The following is a 19,057-nucleotide window of genomic DNA, read 5'->3' as shown; positions in this document are numbered from 1 at the left end:
ACTCTTACCCGGCCTTGTCAGAAAAAACGCGAGGTCTGAAAAACACCTGCGAGCCACACCATTCCGAACATAGCCCGGACGGTGCAGCTCGCAGATATTGATACAGCAATCTAGACGTCGACAGGCCCCAGTGATGAGCAGTCTTCCTGTCGACGTTCGAAGGCCAGGGTTCAAGACTAGCCACTCAGCCCATCCAGATAGCGCTCGGCATCCAGGGCTGCCATGCAGCCGCTGCCTGCGGAAGTAATGGCCTGGCGATACACATGGTCCATGACATCACCGGCAGCAAATACGCCCGGTACGCTGGTCGCGGTGGCATTGCCCTCCAGACCTGACTGCACCTTGATATAACCGCCATTCATGTTCAGCTGGCCTTCGAAGATACCGGTATTGGGGCTATGGCCAATGGCGATGAACAACCCCGGAGCCGCAATCTCGCGAGTGGATCCGTCATCCACGGACTTGAGACGCACACCGGTCACGCCGCTGTTGTCGCCCAACACTTCATCAAGGGTGTGGTTCCAGACGATGTCGATGTTACCGTTCTCGGCCTTGTCGAACAGCTTGTCCTGCAGGATCTTCTCGGAACGCAGACTGTCACGACGGTGCACCAGGGTGACCTTGGAGGCAATGTTGGACAGATATAATGCCTCTTCCACCGCCGTATTCCCGCCTCCCACCACGACCACCTCCTGGTTGCGATAGAAGAAGCCGTCGCAGGTCGCACAGGCGGAAACCCCTTGCCCCATGAACTGCTGCTCGGAGGGTAAGCCCAGATAGCGGGCACTGGCGCCGGTCGCAATGATCAGCGCGTCGCAGCTGTAACTGCCATTGTCACCTTTGAGTATGAAGGGGCGTTCACGCAGCTCGACTTCATGGATATGGTCAAACAGCACTTCGGTATCGAAACGCTCTGCATGACGCTTCATGCGCTCCATCAGTTCCGGGCCTTGTACACCCGCATCATCACCCGGCCAGTTATCCACATCAGTGGTGGTAGTCAACTGGCCGCCAGCCTGAATGCCAGTAATCAGTAACGGCTTGAGGTTTGCACGCGCCGCATATACGGCAGCGGTATAGCCGGCTGGACCGGAGCCCAGAATGATCAGACGCTCATGGCGTACTTCGCTCATATTAACCTCGCTATGCCAGGGGAGAGCCCCCAAACGGATTCGGTGATAGCCACGCGTCGAGCATGGACATGACCCAATCCGTTCCGCGGGATGGCTGGGGTGCCACCCCGCGGTCTTTACTGCTTACAGCTCGTTGGAGTGTGTGCTCAGATACTTGGCCACACCCACGGCATCAGCCTGCATGCCTTCCTGGCCTTCATCCCAGCCAGCCGGGCAGACTTCACCATGCTTCTGGTGGTGTTGCAGCGCCTTGACCATACGCAGCATCTCATCGACATTACGACCCAGCGGCAGGTTGTTGACCACCTGATGCTGCACGACACCGTCCTCATCGATCAGGAAGGAAGCACGCATGGCAACGCCAGCTTCCGGATGCTCGATGCCGTAGGCGTTGGTGATCTCGTGCTTGACGTCAGCCACGATCGGGAAACCGACTTCACCGATACCACCAGCGTCCGGGCTGGTCTTGCGCCAGGCGTAGTGGGTGAACTGAGAATCGATGGACACACCGATGACCTCAGCACCCAGCTCCTTGAACTGCTGCAGACGATTGTCGTGAGCAATGATTTCGGACGGGCAAACGAAGGTGAAGTCCAGCGGCCAGAAGAACAGTACGCGCAGCTTGCCGTTGCTGTCGGACAGTTTGAAGTTCTCTACGATCTCACCGTTGCCAAGGACAGCAGCGGCTTCGAAGTCAGGGGCTTGACGTCCTACCAGTACGCTCATGCACTACTCCATATTCAAGCAATTTAAAGGACAGTGAAAAATTTGGGGTGTCCACTCTAGGTTATAGCCACCATGACCCGCCAATCAGCTAGAGTCATGAGACATATAGCCAGCGCCTATTGTGTCGTCCGCGCCGTGACGCCGCAATGACGATGTCACCTGTCGGCCCTAGCCTCAGATGACATCATTGTCAGAGCCCACTATCACTGAGCCGATTTCCTCCGACACCGACACTATCTCGATCTTGAGGTGAATCGGCGCACAGCAACGGGGACAGTCTTCCCAGGTTTCATGACTACCTTGCGAAACATCGACCAGCAGGTCGAAACGTGAATCGCAATAAGGGCAGGCAATGGGCCAAGTGGGTAAGCGATGTTCGTCCACGACGCCCTCGCGCTCTCAAGTGGAAGAATGATGATGGGGACGACGCTCCGAGCTTTCAAGGATAAGACGGGTGTATGCTGGTAATGGTTCGCCAACAAATAAAATTCACGTACGCTGTTATTCACCTGTTCTTCAACCAATACCGTGACCGAGGGACAACATCATGAGTACTGATCAACAGCACGATTTCCTGCAAACACTGGATGTGGCCGGCCGGCAGTACGCTATCTACAGCCTGTCGCGGGCTGCTGAGATATTAGGCGACATTAAGCGCCTGCCGATGACGCTCAAGGTATTGCTCGAAAACCAGCTACGCTTCGCCGGCGATCCCAGTGTTTCCCAGGATGACCTTCAAGCCCTGGTTGACTGGCAACAGCAAGGCCGCTCCAGCCGGGAGATCGGCTATCGCCCTGCCCGCGTGCTGATGCAGGACTTTACCGGTGTTCCCGGGGTCGTCGACCTGGCCTCCATGCGCGCTGCCGTGGAGGCTCTTGGGGAAGCCCCGTCACGCATCAACCCGCTGTCGCCGGTGGACCTGGTCATCGACCACTCCGTGATGGTCGACCACTTTGGCGACCCCAGCGCCTTCAAGGACAACGTTACCCTGGAGATGACGCGCAATCGCGAGCGTTATGAGTTTCTGCGCTGGGGCCAGCGCGCTTTCGACAACTTCCGAGTTGTGCCTCCGGGCACCGGCATCTGCCACCAGGTCAACCTCGAATACCTGGGCAAGGCCGTGTGGACCAAGCAGGAAGAAGGCAAGACCTGGGCCTATCCGGACACCCTGGTCGGTACGGACTCCCACACCACCATGATCAACGGACTTGGTGTGCTTGGCTGGGGGGTCGGTGGTATCGAAGCGGAAGCTGCCATGCTGGGTCAGCCGGTATCAATGCTGATTCCTGAAGTCATTGGCTTCAAGCTGAGCGGAAAGCTACGGGAAGGCATCACGGCTACCGACCTGGTTTTGACGGTAACGGAGATGCTGCGCAAGAAAGGCGTGGTCGGAAAATTCGTCGAATTCTATGGTGACGGTCTCAAGGACCTGCCTCTGGCCGACCGCGCCACCATCGCCAACATGGCGCCGGAATATGGCGCTACCTGCGGCTTCTTCCCGGTCGATGATGAAACGCTGACCTATATGCGCCTGTCCGGGCGCGATGAAGAGCAGATTTCACTGGTCGAGGCTTACTGCAAGGAGCAGGGACTGTGGCGTGAGCCGGGCCATGAACCGATCTTCACCGATGTGCTGAAACTGGATATGGGAGATGTCGAAGCCAGCCTTGCCGGCCCCAAGCGTCCTCAGGATCGCGTCGCACTCAAAAATATCAGAACCACCTTTGAAGAACTGATGGAGAGCGATGATTCGTCAGAGGACAACGAGCGCAGAGCTAATCTCGAGGCCGAGGGAGGCCAGACTGCGGTAGGGGTGGCACGCAGCTACCGCCACTCGGACAGCCAGGATGTCAGCCACAACGGAAGCAATTTCAGCCTTGACCCTGGAGCAGTGGTCATTGCTGCCATCACCTCCTGTACCAACACCTCGAACCCCAGTGTCATGATGGCTGCAGGACTGCTGGCCAGAAATGCTCTCCAGAAGGGGCTCAAGACCAAGCCCTGGGTCAAGACTTCACTGGCCCCTGGCTCCAAGGTCGTCACCGACTACCTTGCAGCGGCCGAGCTGCAGGATGACCTCGATGCCCTGGGCTTCAACCTGGTGGGCTACGGCTGTACCACCTGCATCGGCAACTCCGGCCCACTGCCCACACCTATCGAGGAGGCAGTGAAGAAAGGCGACCTTACCGTTGCCTCAGTGCTATCCGGCAACCGCAACTTCGAGGGCCGCGTACACCCCCTGGTCAAGACCAACTGGCTGGCCTCCCCTCCCCTGGTGGTTGCCTTTGCCTTGGCTGGCAATATGCGCTGTGACCTGACCAAGGAGCCACTTGGTGAAGGCAGCGATGGCAACCCGGTGTATCTCAAGGACATCTGGCCATCGCAGAAAGACATCGCCGAAGCAGTGGAGAAGGTCAATACCGCCATGTTCCACAAGGAATATGCTGAAGTCTTCGACGGAGATGAGGTATGGCAGTCCATCGAAGTCCCTGACAGCGAGGTCTACACCTGGACGCCTGACTCCACCTATATCCAGCACCCTCCGTTCTTCGATGGCATGGGCAGAGAACCTGCACCTATCATGGATATTGCTGATGCACATATCCTCGCCATGCTGGGGGATTCGGTGACCACAGACCATATTTCCCCTGCTGGCTCGATCAAGCCGGACAGCCCTGCCGGTCGCTACCTGCAGGAACACGGTGTCGAAGTGGTGGATTTCAACTCCTACGGCTCCCGTCGTGGCAATCATGAGGTAATGATGCGCGGCACCTTCGCCAACGTACGGATCCAGAACGAGATGCTCGATGGCGTAGTAGGCGGAGAGACACGCCATGTACCAAGTGGCGAGCAAATGGCCATCTATGATGCCGCCATGCGCTATCAGGAAGAAGGCACGCCACTGGTGGTGGTGGCTGGCAAGGAATACGGCACCGGTTCATCGCGTGACTGGGCCGCCAAGGGCACTTTGCTGCTAGGCGTTCGCGCAGTACTGGCAGAATCCTATGAACGCATTCACCGTTCCAACCTGATCGGCATGGGCGTGGTTCCGCTGCAGTTTCCGGAAGGGGAAACCCGTCAGACCCTTGGCCTGAGCGGCGACGAAACCATCTCCGTCAGCGGCCTGGCAGACCTCACTCCTGGCGGCGAAGTCGCAGTGACCATCAAAAGTGACAAGGGAGAGAAGAGCTTTAAGGCCCTATGCCGTATCGATACTGCCAACGAACTGGAATATTACCGTCACGGAGGCATTCTGCATTACGTGCTACGCAAGATGATTGGAGCGGCCTGAGAATGACCATCGCCCCGCATCTTGCGGGGCGATGGTAAGCCGTAAGCCGTAAGCCGTAAGCCGTATGCCGTAAGCCGTAAGCCGTAAGCCGTATGCCGTATGCCGTAAGCCGTAAGCCGTAAGCCGTAAGCCGTAAGCCGTAAGCCAATGATGCAAAATGCTTCTCAGAACCGTGTAAAGGCTTCTTCGCTTATAGCTTATAGCTCCACAGCTTAGAGCTCGAGTCGCTATGCGACTCGCCTAGAACGCCCGACGACGATAGTCACGGTAGTCCGGTTCCCAGCACACCTGCTCGATGGCACGGCGCAGCTTGGTACCATTCGTCTTGAGTGCCACCCCTTCACCCTGGGCTTGTGCCGCCACATCGAAAGCAATGGACTTGGAGATTTCACGAATGGATGACAACGGCGGCAGCATGGCGCCTTCACCATGCTTGACGACCGGAGCCTCACGAGCCAACGCGCGGGACGCCGCCATCAGCATGGAATCCGTGACTCGGCGGGCACCAGCAGCCACGACACCCAGCCCAATCCCCGGGAAGATATAGGCATTGTTGCACTGCGCGATGGGAATCGTACGGCCATTGATCTCCACCGGAGCAAAGGGGCTACCCGTCGCTACCAGAGCCTCACCGTTGGTCCACTTGAGAATATCCTCCGGCTGCGCTTCAGCACGCGACGTGGGGTTGGACAGCGGCATGATCAGTGGCTTGTCGCAACCTGCATGCATCGCCTTGACCACATCTTCAGTGAAGATGCCCGGCTGACCACACACACCCAGCAGAACAGTCGGCCTGACCTGCTTGACCACCTCAAGCAGATTCTGTCCATCCCAACCTTCTACACGGCTGGTGGGATGGGCCAGACGAACCTGGAAATCACGCAACCAGCTCTGATCATCCGTCACCAGGCCTTCACGGTCGACCATGAACACTCGCTCACGCGCCTGCGACTCGCTCAACCCTTCTGCCATCATGGATTGAACGACCATCTCGGCAATACCACAGCCGGCAGAACCCGCTCCGACAAAGACCACGCGCTGATCGGCCATGCCTTCACCACGTGCCTGACAGGCAGCCATCAAGGTGCCCACGCACACAGAGGCAGTGCCTTGAACGTCATCGTTGAAGCAGCACAGCTCATCACGATAACGCTCCAGCAACGGCATGGCATTGGCCTGGGCAAAGTCTTCAAACTGCAGCAAGGCCTTGGGCCAGCGACGCTTCACGGCCTGAATGAAGGTCTCGATGAAAGCATCGTACTCTTCCTGACTGATACGCGAATGGCGCCAGCCCATATAGCGCGGATCATCGAGCAGAGTCGGGTTGTTGGTGCCGACATCCAGCATGATCGGCAGCGTATTGGCCGGGCTGATGCCGCCACAGGCGGTGTACAGCGACAGCTTGCCGATCGGAATTCCCATGCCTCCGATTCCCTGGTCGCCCAGCCCCAGGATACGTTCACCATCCGTCACCACGATGACCTTGACGTTATCCTTGGTCGCGCTGCGCAGGATGTCATCCATGTGCTCGCGATCAGGATAGGAAATGAACAAGCCACGGTGATTGCGATAGATATTGGAGAACTCTTCACAGGCCTTGCCAACCGTAGGGGTATAGATGATCGGCAGCATCTCTTCGAGATGGCCCGAAACAAGGCGGAAGAACAACGTCTCGTTATCGTCCTGAATCGCACGCAGATAGATATGACGATCCAGGTCCGTCTGGCATTGCTGGTACTGGTGATAAGCGCGCTCTACCTGCTCATCGATGGTCTCGACATTCTGTGGCAGCAGGCCAATCAGGTTGAACTGCAGGCGCTCCTTCTGGGTGAAGGCACTGCCCTTGTTCAACAAAGGCATCTCCAGCAGGGATGGGCCGGCGTAAGGGATATACAGAGGACGCTTGGGTTGTGTACTCATTGCTTATCTCATTCTATGTCTAGGCGCACGACAACAGGCTAATGTCGTACAGGCCCAAATCCATGTTGTCGGCGCTCACAGCACCCGTCATCAGGAACTCTATCACGCTGCCGTGTGACAACGGCGCAAGTGGTCCTGAGAGGGAATCAGATGAAGCGCCCAAGACCTGCGGCGGTGCGCAGCCTGTCCATCAATGGCGCCGCTTGTGCCCGAGCCTTCTCGGCGCCTTTCTGCAGCACGGCCTCGATATGGGCCGGATCCTCGAGTAGCGCCAGGTAGCGCTCACGGGGTTCGCGAAGGTGCTCGTTGAGATATTCGAAGACACGGTTCTTGGCATCTCCCCAGCCGATGCCTGCTGCATATTCCTCGCGCATGGCCTGGGTGTCCTCGGCACTGGCGAAAGCAGAATATATCTGGAACAGCGTACAGGTATCCGGATCCTTGGGTTCACCAGGTTCCAGGGAGTTGGTCTTGATCTTGCGTACCAGCTTGAGCAGCTTCTTCTCAGCCACGAACAACGGAATGGTGTTGTTGTAGCTCTTGGACATCTTGCGCCCATCGAGGCCATTGAGTACCTGGACCTTTTCGTCTACCACGGCTTCCGGCAGGCTGAAGAAGCTTCCCTTGTACAGATGGTTGAAGCGCCCGGCCATGTCCCGAGCCATCTCGATGTGCTGGATCTGGTCACGGCCCACCGGCACCTTGTTGGCATTGAACATGAGGATGTCCGCCGCCATCAGCACCGGATAGCCAAACAGGCCCATGGTCACGCCTTTGTCCGGATCCTGGTTGTCGGCTTCTTCGTTCTCGGCAACCGCTGCCTTGTAGGCATGAGCACGGTTCATCAACCCTTTGGCACAGACACAGGACAACATCCAGGTCAGTTCGGGGATTTCCGGAATATCCGACTGGCGATAAAACGTAGCGTTATCGGTATCCAGCCCCAGGGCCAGCCAGGTGGCAGCAATCTCCAGACGCGACTCCTGCACACGCTTGGGATCCTGACACTTGATCAGGGCATGCAGGTCGGCGAGGAAATAGAAGGACTCGACATTAGGGTCGAGGCTAGCCTCGATGGCCGGCTTGATGGCACCAACGTAGTTGCCGAGATGCGGCGTACCCGTCGTGGTGATGCCAGTAAGCACACGTGTCACTTTCTGAGACTGGGGTTGCCCGGTCGAAGCCTGGGCGGAGAACGCTGACGTTGCGGACATTAGGTCGAACTCTGCTGACTCACGAATGCCCGCTATGGTAACGCGCTGCCCCGCCCATGGCTAAGGAAACACTCTCAAATTAGCGACACAGGTCATTCCAGCAGCGTTGCTGGTGCAACATGCTCCATGCCAAAGGCTTCTGCCACTGCAGCATACGTCAACTGACCGCCATGCACATTGAGGCCTGCGGCAAAGTGAGCGTCGTCACTCAAGGCACGGCGCCAGCCCTTGTTCGCCAAGGCCACGACAAAAGGCTGCGTGGCGTTGGTCAGCGCCTGGGTCGAAGTTCGCGCCACAGCGCCCGGCATGTTGGCAACACAATAATGTACGACACCATCCACCACATAAGTGGGATCGGCATGCGTGGTGGGGTGGCTGGTCTCGAAACAGCCGCCCTGGTCAATGGCCACATCGACCAGCACCGATCCAGGCTTCATGTCCGCCAGCATGCTGCGGCTGATCAGCTTAGGCGCAGCCGCTCCCGGCACCAGCACCGCGCCGATGATCAGGTCGGATTCGCGCACAGCGTCCTCGACGCTATCCGCGGTCGAGAATACCGTCTTCATACGGCCTTGATAGCGATCATCCAACACTTCCAGGCGAGGGATAGACCTGTCCAGCACACTGACATCGGCTCCCAGCCCCAGGGCCATGCGTGCCGCATTCTCTCCAACGACACCACCACCGATCACCGTGACCCTGGCTGGCGGCACCCCCGGAACACCAGGCAGCAGGATACCCGCACCACCTTGAGCCTTTTCCAGACTGTGTGCCCCGGCCTGTACTGCCATACGGCCAGCCACCGTACTCATCGGTGCCAGTAGCGGCAGACCACCCTGTGGCGCGGTAATAGTTTCATAAGCAATACAGGTTGCCCCACTGGCCAGCAGGCCACGCGTCAGCTCTTCCGCGGCGGCCAGGTGCAGATAGGTGAACAGCGTCTGGCCAGAGTGCAGACGCTCAACTTCCTCTGGCTGCGGTTCCTTGACCTTGAGGATCAGCTCGGCGCTCTCCCATAATGCCGCCACATCGGCTTCAATCTTCGCACCAGCGGCAATATAAGCGTCATCAGCGAAGCCCGCGCCTTCCCCGGCACTCTCCTGAACCACTACCTGATGACCACGAGCACACAGCTCTCGGGCACCACTGGGTGTCAAGGCAACGCGATATTCGTGATTCTTGATTTCCTTGGGTACGGCAATACGCATGTCTACAGTCCCCTGGTCTGGGCCCTGCCTGTCATGGCTAGGCATCTTGCCCATCGCCCAGGCCGCCTCATGGTTGAAGTTGAAAAACCGTCAACTTCATTACAGCACAAGAGTTTTTTCCTGTGGATCAGCCATGACAAAAACGGAAAAAACAGTCATTCGGCATTTTCTCAGCCGAAAATCACTCGACAGACAAGGGGATTGTCAGCAAGAACTGTGGTGCTTACGCCCAAAGTACTAGCCATCAAGGACGGCTGATCGAAGGGGAAAGGCCAATATCAGGGCAACGCAGTGTCTAACGAGTGTCATCATAGCGATACCCGGTCCCGCGTACCGTGGTAATGCGGCAGGAATAGCGGCCAAGCTTCTTGCGCAGGCGAGCAATATAGACATCGACGGTATTGGTCATGGGGTCTTCATTGAGCCCCCAGACCGAACTGAGAATGCGCTCACGACTCAGGACTCGTCCCCCATTGGCCAGCAGCAATGCCATGAGATCCCGCTCACGCGTGGATAGCTCCACGACTTCACCAGCCACTATCAGGCACAGGGCATCACGATCGAACTGCACATCATCATCAGCGCCGGGCTCGGAGGGAGCAAAGGCCGCAGCACGCCGATGCAACGCTTCGATACGGGCAATCAATTCATCAAAGCTGAAAGGCTTGGATAGATAATCATCCGCCCCACGTCGCAATCCCGCGACCTTTTCGTCAGTGGCGTCCAGTGCCGTCAGCATCAACACAGGGACATGATTCCCCGTTGCTCGCAGTCGTGAGCACACTTCATGCCCCGAGATACCCGATAGCACGATGTCCAGGAGCACCACATCAAAGACATTGTCACGCAACATTGCCAAGCCTGACTCACCATCCGCGCAATGTGTCGCGCACCACCCTTCACCACGCAACCCCCGACAGATGAAGTCAGCAACTCGGTCCTCATCCTCGATCACGAGAATATTCACGCATTTGCCTCGTCTGAAACACTCCGGGGCAGATCAATATAGACCACTAAACCTCCTCCATGGCGATCATGCAGACCCGCTTCACCACCGTGGGCTCTTGCGATGGCCCGCACGATAGGCAACCCCAGGCCACTTCCTTCCGTATGTTGATATGCAGCATTGGCACCGCGAAAGAAACGCTCGAATACCAGCTCCTTGTCGGAATCAGCCAACCCGGAACCGTCATCCTCGACGGAAATACGGTATCCGTCCTGCCGAGCCTGGAGACTGGCCGCCACATGCTTTCCTCCATGCATGAAAGCGTTATGCAAGAGTGCTAGAACCGACTGCCTCAGACGTAGCCGATCACCATGGATAATGGCCTGCGACAATGCCGTGTCCAGAGAAACCGGTCGTGGCGATAAACTCAGCGCATCCTTGAGGAAGGCAACCAGATCCACTCTCTCATGCTGTATATTCAGTTCTCCACCTTCCTGGCGGGCAATGAACAACAGGTCGTCGATCAACGCCGAGGTATGGGCCGCCGCTTCACGCGTACGACAAAGCGCCTCGCGATAATCCGCTTCAGAAGTATCATGCCCTCGCAACGCTACATCACTTTCGCCATGGATGATGGTCAACGGGGTCTTGAGTTCATGGCTGACCTCCGCCAGCAGCCGTCGCCGGTTGACTTCCGCCCGGTGTGCTTCCTCCAGCAGCCTTTCAAGCTCCTCTGTACGTTCTGCCACAGCACTTTCCAGCATGGCATTCTGCCGCTCTAGGGCCTGGCGATGCTTGCCGACATCCGCCGCCAACTGGTTGATCAGGTGGCTGATGTGGCCCACCTCATCGCGTCCTGTCACTACGATTGGGCGATTGAATTCACCGGCGCGCATATGCTCCACACCTTGCATCAAGCGCTTTAGCGGCACGGCAACCCGGGCTCGATAATAAAATGTCACCGCGAGCGTCAGAACACTGGCAACCAGAGCGAACACCATCGCAATGAGACGAATCCGCTGTGCGCCTTTCTCCAGCTCACGGCGCGCAGCATCCGCCTCCTCACCTTCTTCTGTGATCGCATCTTCCATGAGCGAACGAAACTCCTGATCAATCTTCTCGTCCAGCAAGTCGGAGAAACGCAACCAGCGTGTCACAGGATCGAGGCTGCGACCGGTCCGAATCAGGTCTTCAAACTCAAATATCAATACGTTGATCTTGTTGGCGATTTCATCCATCACCATCAGTTCTTCCCGTTCCTGTTCTCCAGCCAGACGAATTTCAGCAGCAATGATCGCGCGTATTTCGTTGATATCATCGAACACTCGACTGATCATTTCTCGCTCACCAACCCCACCATCCTGATCACCGATGACGATGGCGTCTCCAAACTGCTTGAACAGCTGATAGCTATGTGCCGACAAGCGCAGGTGCGTGCTGTAGGAACGATGAGCCAGATTCATGCGCTCCGTCAGCCAGGTGGTGCGCTCGACATTCCAGTACGCCAGCAAAGCCCCACCAAACGCCATGGTCAACAGGATCAGGGTATAACTTGCTACCACACCAACAATCTTCATTACTCATCCATGAGTGAGATCTTTTATTGTGACGACAATGGCGGCTTGTCCAACCAAACATCATCCGTCGCCTGAAGCACAAGAACATCGCTACTTCCAGAGTCGATACCGCCAGGTTGCGCCTATGCTCTGCGATACGACCATCCAGGTCATCATGACGTCCTGCACATACCAGCCACCAGAGCCATATCAACGCCGCGCACCATCCTCCTCTGATGGCAAGCAGGAGCGAGCAAGCACCAGACGCTGTAAACAACTACCATTCGGACACCGAACACGGCGGGTTATGAAAACCCATCGGGCATTACCGGGAATATACTCAGGCTGGAAGGTGTTCATGCAAGTCATCGCGAGATCCTCTGTACGAGTCAGCACACGCGGATGCTACGGATGACGCAGGATCAAGTCCTGACAAGAACGTTAGATAAACATGAACATAAGATGAACAAATAGTGATGAGACCGTATCCAGGACACCACCTTCCGGCGGCGGCTAATAGGTGGCAGTGTCGGCAGCGTTCAATGCCTCATAACGCTTCAGTTGGAAACGATGGCGCTACCATAGCCGCGAATGAAAGATGCTGGCAAGCGCCGTGGTCGACCGCTGGATAGTGCAATGCAGGCATAACGGGTACGCGCACGCAGCAACGTCACTCCATCAGCCTGACGCTGCAGCTGAAAGCGACGTGTCAGGGTCAAGCGGCCATCACATTCCACAATCCAGGTTGCCATGGCCAGCTTCTCTCCAATAAAGCACGGAGCCAGATAATCCAGCTCATGGCGATGCACAGCCATGGCCCGATCAAGCTCTCGATAATGCTCCAGGGTCAGCCCCAGCTCATTGGAGTGGGCCCAGCTGGCCTGTTCCACCCAGCGCAGGTACTGAGCATTGTTCGCATGGCCGTAGTGATCGATGGCCTCTTCGCCGACCTCGATCTCTGTGATGAAAGGGTCAGGCAGATCCCATTCGAGTTGGCTGCTCATCACTCCTCCCTTGCTTTTCTCTTCCCTTACTCTTCCCTTAGGCGGCCGCACTTCCAGCAGGTATCGAAGGCGCCCTCCAGATGCTCTCCGCATCGCGAGCAGCGCCAATCCGGGTTGGAACTTTCCTTTTCCAACGCATCGCGCACCAGCGTTTCCGCCCGATAGCGATTATGCGCCGCCACCCATACTTCTGGTTCACACTCGAGCAGCGGCAGTTCGCCCGCGCCACCGCCCAAGGTCATGTTGCGCAGCTCACAGGGAATGCCGGCAGCACAGAGCAGATTATGCACATGACCAACCAGAAGGGCATTGCTATGGGAAAAGACACGAACCCACTCGACACTCGCCATGTTACCTCCCGGCTGGGCAACGCTATTGCACTGTGATGCTGGCATCAGTCACGAAAGACACGAACGCCCAGGGCCTTGAGATAGGACGTCTCGGGAATCGCCGGGTGCACCGGGTGGTCCGGCCCCTGATGACCCTGGAACAGAATCTGGCCCTGTCGATCCTGGTGACGAATGGCCCCACGCACGACTTCCGTGAGTCGTTCACTCGCCAGGTGCATGGAGCAGGATGCGGACAACAGCAGGCCATCGCGCCCCAGCAGACGCATGGCGGCACGGTTCAACTTGGCATAGGCGCGTTCGCCATTGGGGATATCCTTGCGCTTCTTGATGAACGCAGGGGGGTCAAGAATCACTACATCGAACTGCTCACCCTCTGCCTTGAGCGCGGTAAGCACATCGAAAGCATCGCCCTGCCCCACAGCCACCTGCTCATGCAGACCATTGAGCGCAGCATTCTCGGCAACGCGATCCAGAGCCGTCGCACTGGCATCCACGCACAGGACTTCACTGGCGCCATGAGCTGCAGCCTGAATACCCCAACCTCCAACATAACTGAAGAGGTCCAGCACACGCTTGCCGGCTACCTGCTGATTGAGCCAGGCACGGTTGACGCGGTGATCATAGAACCAGCCCGTCTTCTGGCCATCGATTACCGCCGCAGCAAAGTTGACTCCGTTCTCCCTGAGCAGCACCTGATCAGGCAGCTCGCCCTTGACTACTACCACATCCTGGTCGAGGCCTTCCTGACGACGACCGCTGGTATCATTACGCAGCACCACGCAGGATGGCTTGATGACCTTGTCCAGGGCATCCAGCAGCTCATCCTTCACCGCCTCCATGCCGGCTGTATTGAGCTGCACGACCAGCACATCGCCAAAACGATCGATCACCAGACCAGGAAGCAGGTCACCTTCACCATGTACCAGGCGGTAATATGGCTCGGAAAACATGCGCTGGCGCAGCGACAGGGCCTGATTGAGACGATGAACCAGCAAGGAGCGATCCAGGCGCATGCTCGGATCACGCGATACGATGCGCGCACAGATCAACGAGTTGGGATTGACGTAGGCCAGCCCCATTGGCTTGCCGTTGGCAGCCTCGACAATTGCCTGCTCACCAGTCTGAAAACCCTTGAGCGGCGTTTCGGCAATATCGACCTCGTTGGAGTACAGCCATAGATGGCCTGCCTTGAGGCGGCGATCGGCATTCTTTTTCAAGCGCAGTGAACGGGTCACGATAGGAGTTCTCTCGTACAGGGAATGTGGTGAAGCAAATCAATGCTGACAATGGGGGCAGAACACACTGGCCCGCTGCCCAAGGGTGACGCGCTTGAGTTCAGCGCCACACTGCTGACAAGGTTGGCCGTCACGGCCGTACACCCGAAGTTTCTGGACAAAGTAACCAGGCTCGCCTTTACCGCTGACGAAATCCCGCAGCGTCGTTCCTCCCTGGGCAATGGCGGCAGCCAGCACTTCCTTGGCCGCAGCAGCCAGGGCGTCATAGCGCTCCTGCGAAATACGCCCAGCAGCACGACGGGGATCGATACCGGCCATGAACAGTGCTTCGCTGGCATAGATATTCCCTACCCCGACCACGATAGCGTTGTCCATCAGGAAAGGCTTGACCGCCATCTTGCGTCCACGAGACAGGTCGAACAGGCGAGAACCATCAAAAGCCTCGGACAATGGCTCAGGACCAAGGCGGTTCAAGCGCGGGTCACCGCCTTCATCCTGCCGCAGCCAGTCGACGAAGCCGAAACGACGTGGGTCTCGGTAACGCAGGATCATCCCGTCTTCGAGTACCAGATCGACATGATCATGCTTTCCGGGCAACTCACCAAGAGGCACGATTCGCAGGCTGCCAGACATGCCCAGATGCCACAACAGGGTGCCTTTTTCGGTCGCGCCACACCCATCGATCACTGCCTCGGAAACTATTGGCAGCTTCAGGTACTTGGCACGCCGAGCGATAGTGCCAATACGACTCCCTACCAGACGTTCCGACAGATCATCAGGCACCGGCACGCGCAAGCGCGACTCGCGCACGATCACCTCACGAACCTCTCGCCCCTCCACGTGCGGAGCGATACCGCGGCGCGTGGTTTCGACTTCAGGCAGTTCAGGCATGGCAGCGACTTTCCTTTAGGCCTTCACGCAAGAACCCGACGCAAAGGCCGGGTTCCAGGGTAGCACCAGAAGCGTTGGATCAAGAATTACTTGATCTTGGCTTCCTTGTACATCACGTGCTTGCGAACAACCGGGTCAAACTTCTTCATTTCAAGCTTGTCCGGAGTGTTACGCTTGTTCTTGTCGGTGGTGTAGAAATGGCCGGTACCGGCGCTGGACACCATACGAATCTTGTCACGCATCGGAGTTCTCCCGTCTTGGTATTAGCGAAACTTAAACGCGCTCACCGCGCTTACGGATATCGCTGAGCACCTCTTCGATGCCCTTCTTGTCGATGATGCGCATGCCCTTGGAGGAAACGCGCAGAGTCACGAAACGCTTTTCGGACTCCACCCAGAAACGGTGGGTGTGCAGGTTCGGCAAGAAACGACGACGAGTCTTGCGCTGGGAGTGTGAAACATTGTTACCAGTCACCGGGCGCTTGCCGGTAACCTGACATACTTTGGACATGAGAGCCTCCAACCGCGTGGCGAGTTGTTCAAAACCTGTCGGGCAAACCGGGAAGGGCGAGGAATGCTGAGCATCATGACGCTGCATGCACTGCTCATGGTGCCAGCCTCGGTCTACGAATCGCTCCATAAACGTCTGGCCTGCCAATCCTCTAGCCCACGAATAAGCCCCGTGCTTTTGACCCAAGGGAATTCAAAGGGTGCACTTTATAGCAGATATACGCACCCCTAGCAAGGAAAGCGGCAAACAAACACCGCCATTCCCGCAGATTGCCAGTTTCTGGAAACATACTGCTTGGCAACGCAGCACAAACCGACCGTGAATATGACATTCACGATACTGTGACTCGCCCATCCAGGCAGGAGGGCGATGCTTCCACTTATCATCCCCGATGGGGGAAAGCGCGCATTATAGCCAACCTCTTTCAGCAAAAGACACCACTTCAGCATCTCCCACCACAAAATGGTCCAGCACGCGAATATCGAAAAGCCCCAGCGCTTCGCTCAGACGCTCGGTAATCCGGCGGTCGGCGTTACTCGGCTCCGCCACACCGGAAGGATGGTTATGAGCCAGAATCAAGGCACCCGCTCCTATCGCCAGAGCACGCTTGACCACCTCCCTAGGGTAGACAGAGGCGCTATCCAGGGTGCCATGAAATAGAATTTCGAAACGAATCACACGGTGCTGGCTATCCAGAAAGATGGCCGCGAAGGCTTCATGATCAAGATGGCGCAACTGAGCAGCCAGGTAGGTGCGCACCTTGGCAGGAGATGTCAGGGCATCCCCTTTACGCAACTGGCTTTCCAGATGGCGACGGCACACCTCCATGGATGCCTGAAGCTGTACATAAGTGGCCATTCCCAGCCCACGTTGGGCACAGACCTCATCCCTTCCTGCTTCCAGCAAGGAGCGCAATCCACCAAAGGCCACCAGCACATCACGGGCCAGATCCACTGCCGAGCGCCCGCGAACACCAACCCTCAACAGAATCGCCAGCAACTCCGCATCCGACAGTGCGCCAGCACCAAGGCTCATCAGCTTTTCCCGAGGGCGCTCCCCCTCTGGCCAGTGACGTATCGACATCCATGTCTCCTTTGTTCTTTTCTGCGCGTGTTTCCTGCCTGTATCAACATCTCCCTGTCTTGCGTGAGCTAATTTAACCGCCAGCAAGGCGTCTATCAGCTCGCGTGCGCGGCTACGCATGATCTTGTGTACGGTGGTAAGGTAGAGCCTGAATCATTGTGCGGAATCAACCATGTCATCATCCTCACCCTCCACCTTCCCGTCGCGCCCGGGACAGCGCATTCTTCTCGGCATCAGCGCGGGCATTGCCGCTTACAAGAGCGCTTTGTTGGCCCGTTTGCTGGTCCAGGCGGGATGTGAAGTTCAGGTGGTCATGACGGAAGGGGCACAGGCGTTTATTACGCCACTGACATTGCAGGCCCTGACAGGACGCGCAGTACGCACCTCCCTGCTGGACCCCGCTGCCGAGCTGGGCATGGGCCACATCGAGCTGGCCCGCTGGGCCGAGCGCATCGTGATCGCACCGGCAACGGCCGACCTCATGGCTCGCCTGTCCCAGGGCATGGCCGATGATCTGCTCACCACACTGTGCCTTGCCAGCGATGCCGACAAGATCCTGGCCCCCGCCATGAACCAGGCAATGTGGCGCAACCCAGCCACCCAGCGTAACGCTTGCCAGTTGCATCAGGATGGCTGGACGTTGCTGGGTCCCGATCAGGGTGATCAGGCCTGTGGCGACATTGGGCCAGGACGCATGATGGAACCGGAGGCGATTGCAGCCTTCCTGCTGGGCCATACGCAAGTGGAGACGCCGGAGGAAACCAGCCCTCCCCTCGGCTCCACCCAAGGTCAGGGCATTCATATCGTGATTACCGCAGGCCCGACCCGGGAGCCACTGGACCCGGTGCGCTACCTGTCCAATCACAGCTCAGGCAAGATGGGCTTCGCCCTGGCCGAAGCGGCAGTGGCCAGCGGTGCGCGAGTCACCCTGATTGCAGGCCCTGTCAATTTGCCGACTCCAGCAGGTGTCACCCGCCTGGATGTGGAAAGCGCAGTACAGATGCTGGATACCGCCGAAAGCTTGATGGATACCTGCGACATCTTTATCGGCTGTGCTGCGGTCGCCGATTATCGCGCTGAATCTCCAGCCGAGCACAAGATCAAGAAACAGGATCATCAACCAGAACTGACGCTGCGCCTGATCAAGAATCCCGATATCATCGCCACCCTGGCGGCCCGTCCCGACAGCCCGGTCATGGTAGGCTTTGCCGCCGAAACCCGAAATGTCGTGGCATATGCCCAGGATAAGCTCAAGCGCAAGGGGCTGGACATGATCGTGGCCAACGACGTGTCTGCCGAACAGATGCAACAAGGCCTGGGCTTTGGCGGCGACCGTAATGCCGCCACGCTGATCTGGCGTCAGGGCGAGGACATTCTTACCCAGGACGAACCAGCTCAGGACAAGATCCAACTCGCCAGCAAAGTGATTTCCCAGGCCCTCAAGTGCCTGGAGCTGTCTTCCTGATCCGCTTTCCAAGGATTTATCATGCACTCCTCTTCCTCTCGCCCACAGTTGGCTGTCAAAGTGCTCGACCAGCGCATCCTCGATCGCATGCCCCGCTATGCCACCAACGGCTCCGCAGGCATGGACCTGCATGCTCTGCTCGATGAGCCTCTGACGCTGTCTCCGGGTGACTGCCAACTGGTACGTACCGGGCTTGCCATTCACATCGCCGACCCCAGCCTCGCCGGCATGGTCCTGCCGCGCTCAGGACTTGGCCACAAGCACGGTATCGTGCTCGGCAACCTGGTTGGCCTGATTGATTCCGACTATCAGGGAGAACTGATGGTCTCGGTGTGGAACCGCGGTCAGACCACCTTCACGCTGGAGCCTTTCGAGCGTCTGGCGCAATATGTGCTGGTTCCTGTGGTGCAGGCGGAACTGGAAGTGGTCGAGGATTTCGACCAGAGTCAGCGCGGCAGTGGCGGTTTCGGCAGCTCCGGCCGGCACTGACACCAGGGCCAGTGACTTGCCAGAATCATCAGGAA

At 57.7% G+C, this 19,057-nt stretch carries 18 protein-coding genes; 3 read left to right on the top strand and 15 right to left on the bottom strand.

What is annotated here, in order from left to right; translation table 11 throughout:
• Window positions 1-176: 176 nt before the first annotated feature.
• From trxB to E4T21_RS02920, 3 genes are all read right to left on the bottom strand, one after another.
• Window positions 177-1,133, bottom strand: a complete 957-nt coding sequence (gene trxB, locus E4T21_RS02930; RefSeq protein WP_149283361.1) for a thioredoxin-disulfide reductase — start codon at window positions 1,131-1,133, stop codon at window positions 177-179.
• 123 nt (window positions 1,134-1,256) lie between these two features.
• The gene (locus tag E4T21_RS02925; protein ID WP_149283358.1) at window positions 1,257-1,859 is read right to left on the bottom strand and encodes a peroxiredoxin; all 603 of its coding nucleotides are present in this window, start codon (window positions 1,857-1,859) and stop codon (window positions 1,257-1,259) included.
• 174 nt (window positions 1,860-2,033) lie between these two features.
• Entirely contained in the window at window positions 2,034-2,243 is a 210-nt protein-coding gene (locus E4T21_RS02920; protein ID WP_149283356.1) for a zinc ribbon domain-containing protein, read from the bottom strand.
• Window positions 2,244-2,406: 163 nt separating this feature from the next.
• Between E4T21_RS02920 and acnA the strand changes: the two genes are divergently transcribed.
• Complete coding sequence (gene acnA / locus E4T21_RS02915) at window positions 2,407-5,151, top strand: aconitate hydratase AcnA (RefSeq protein WP_149283354.1); 2,745 nt, start codon at window positions 2,407-2,409, stop codon at window positions 5,149-5,151.
• Between the two features lie 240 nt (window positions 5,152-5,391).
• Here acnA and E4T21_RS02910 read toward each other — a convergent pair whose 3' ends face one another.
• From E4T21_RS02910 to radC, 12 genes are all read right to left on the bottom strand, one after another.
• Entirely contained in the window at window positions 5,392-7,071 is a 1,680-nt protein-coding gene (locus E4T21_RS02910) for an NAD-dependent malic enzyme (protein WP_149283352.1), read from the bottom strand.
• A gap of 146 nt (window positions 7,072-7,217) precedes the next feature.
• Window positions 7,218-8,285 carry a tryptophan--tRNA ligase gene (trpS, locus tag E4T21_RS02905; protein WP_149283350.1) on the bottom strand — a complete coding sequence of 356 codons (1,068 nt, stop codon included), beginning with the start codon at window positions 8,283-8,285 and terminating at the stop codon, window positions 7,218-7,220.
• A 92-nt stretch (window positions 8,286-8,377) separates the two neighbouring features.
• Window positions 8,378-9,493 carry an alanine dehydrogenase gene (gene ald / locus E4T21_RS02900; protein ID WP_149283348.1) on the bottom strand — a complete coding sequence of 372 codons (1,116 nt, stop codon included), beginning with the start codon at window positions 9,491-9,493 and terminating at the stop codon, window positions 8,378-8,380.
• 295 nt (window positions 9,494-9,788) lie between these two features.
• Complete coding sequence (locus E4T21_RS02895; protein ID WP_149283346.1) at window positions 9,789-10,460, bottom strand: response regulator transcription factor; 672 nt, start codon at window positions 10,458-10,460, stop codon at window positions 9,789-9,791.
• Complete coding sequence (locus E4T21_RS02890) at window positions 10,457-12,016, bottom strand: sensor histidine kinase (RefSeq protein ID WP_149283344.1); 1,560 nt, start codon at window positions 12,014-12,016, stop codon at window positions 10,457-10,459. The genes E4T21_RS02895 and E4T21_RS02890 overlap by 4 nt, the downstream gene beginning before the upstream one ends.
• Window positions 12,017-12,552: 536 nt before the next feature.
• Complete coding sequence (locus tag E4T21_RS02885) at window positions 12,553-12,999, bottom strand: acyl-CoA thioesterase (protein ID WP_149283342.1); 447 nt, start codon at window positions 12,997-12,999, stop codon at window positions 12,553-12,555.
• 26 nt (window positions 13,000-13,025) lie between these two features.
• The gene (locus tag E4T21_RS02880) at window positions 13,026-13,349 is read right to left on the bottom strand and encodes a putative signal transducing protein (RefSeq protein WP_149283340.1); all 324 of its coding nucleotides are present in this window, start codon (window positions 13,347-13,349) and stop codon (window positions 13,026-13,028) included.
• Window positions 13,350-13,393: 44 nt separating this feature from the next.
• A complete protein-coding gene (locus E4T21_RS02875) occupies window positions 13,394-14,584 on the bottom strand; it encodes a class I SAM-dependent rRNA methyltransferase (RefSeq protein WP_149283338.1) in 1,191 nt (396 codons plus the stop codon).
• A 39-nt stretch (window positions 14,585-14,623) separates the two neighbouring features.
• The gene (mutM, locus tag E4T21_RS02870; RefSeq protein ID WP_149283336.1) at window positions 14,624-15,475 is read right to left on the bottom strand and encodes a bifunctional DNA-formamidopyrimidine glycosylase/DNA-(apurinic or apyrimidinic site) lyase; all 852 of its coding nucleotides are present in this window, start codon (window positions 15,473-15,475) and stop codon (window positions 14,624-14,626) included.
• An 86-nt stretch (window positions 15,476-15,561) separates the two neighbouring features.
• A complete protein-coding gene (rpmG, locus tag E4T21_RS02865) occupies window positions 15,562-15,717 on the bottom strand; it encodes a 50S ribosomal protein L33 (RefSeq protein ID WP_021819788.1) in 156 nt (51 codons plus the stop codon).
• Between the two features lie 31 nt (window positions 15,718-15,748).
• Complete coding sequence (gene rpmB / locus E4T21_RS02860; protein ID WP_149283334.1) at window positions 15,749-15,985, bottom strand: 50S ribosomal protein L28; 237 nt, start codon at window positions 15,983-15,985, stop codon at window positions 15,749-15,751.
• A gap of 408 nt (window positions 15,986-16,393) precedes the next feature.
• Complete coding sequence (gene radC, locus E4T21_RS02855) at window positions 16,394-17,068, bottom strand: RadC family protein (RefSeq protein WP_149283332.1); 675 nt, start codon at window positions 17,066-17,068, stop codon at window positions 16,394-16,396.
• A gap of 172 nt (window positions 17,069-17,240) precedes the next feature.
• Here radC and coaBC point away from each other — a divergent pair, with 172 nt between their 5' ends.
• Together coaBC and dut are read left to right on the top strand one after the other, a co-directional pair.
• The gene (coaBC, locus tag E4T21_RS02850; protein WP_149283329.1) at window positions 17,241-18,533 is read left to right on the top strand and encodes a bifunctional phosphopantothenoylcysteine decarboxylase/phosphopantothenate--cysteine ligase CoaBC; all 1,293 of its coding nucleotides are present in this window, start codon (window positions 17,241-17,243) and stop codon (window positions 18,531-18,533) included.
• Window positions 18,534-18,554: 21 nt separating this feature from the next.
• Window positions 18,555-19,022 carry a dUTP diphosphatase gene (gene dut, locus E4T21_RS02845; protein ID WP_149283327.1) on the top strand — a complete coding sequence of 156 codons (468 nt, stop codon included), beginning with the start codon at window positions 18,555-18,557 and terminating at the stop codon, window positions 19,020-19,022.
• Window positions 19,023-19,057 lie beyond the last annotated feature (35 nt).

Source organism: Halomonas binhaiensis, assembly GCF_008329985.2.
GTDB classification, from domain to species: domain Bacteria; phylum Pseudomonadota; class Gammaproteobacteria; order Pseudomonadales; family Halomonadaceae; genus Halomonas; species Halomonas binhaiensis.
The sequence above is the reverse complement of the archived record's forward strand: the minus strand, read 5'-3'. Positions and strand labels throughout refer to the sequence as shown.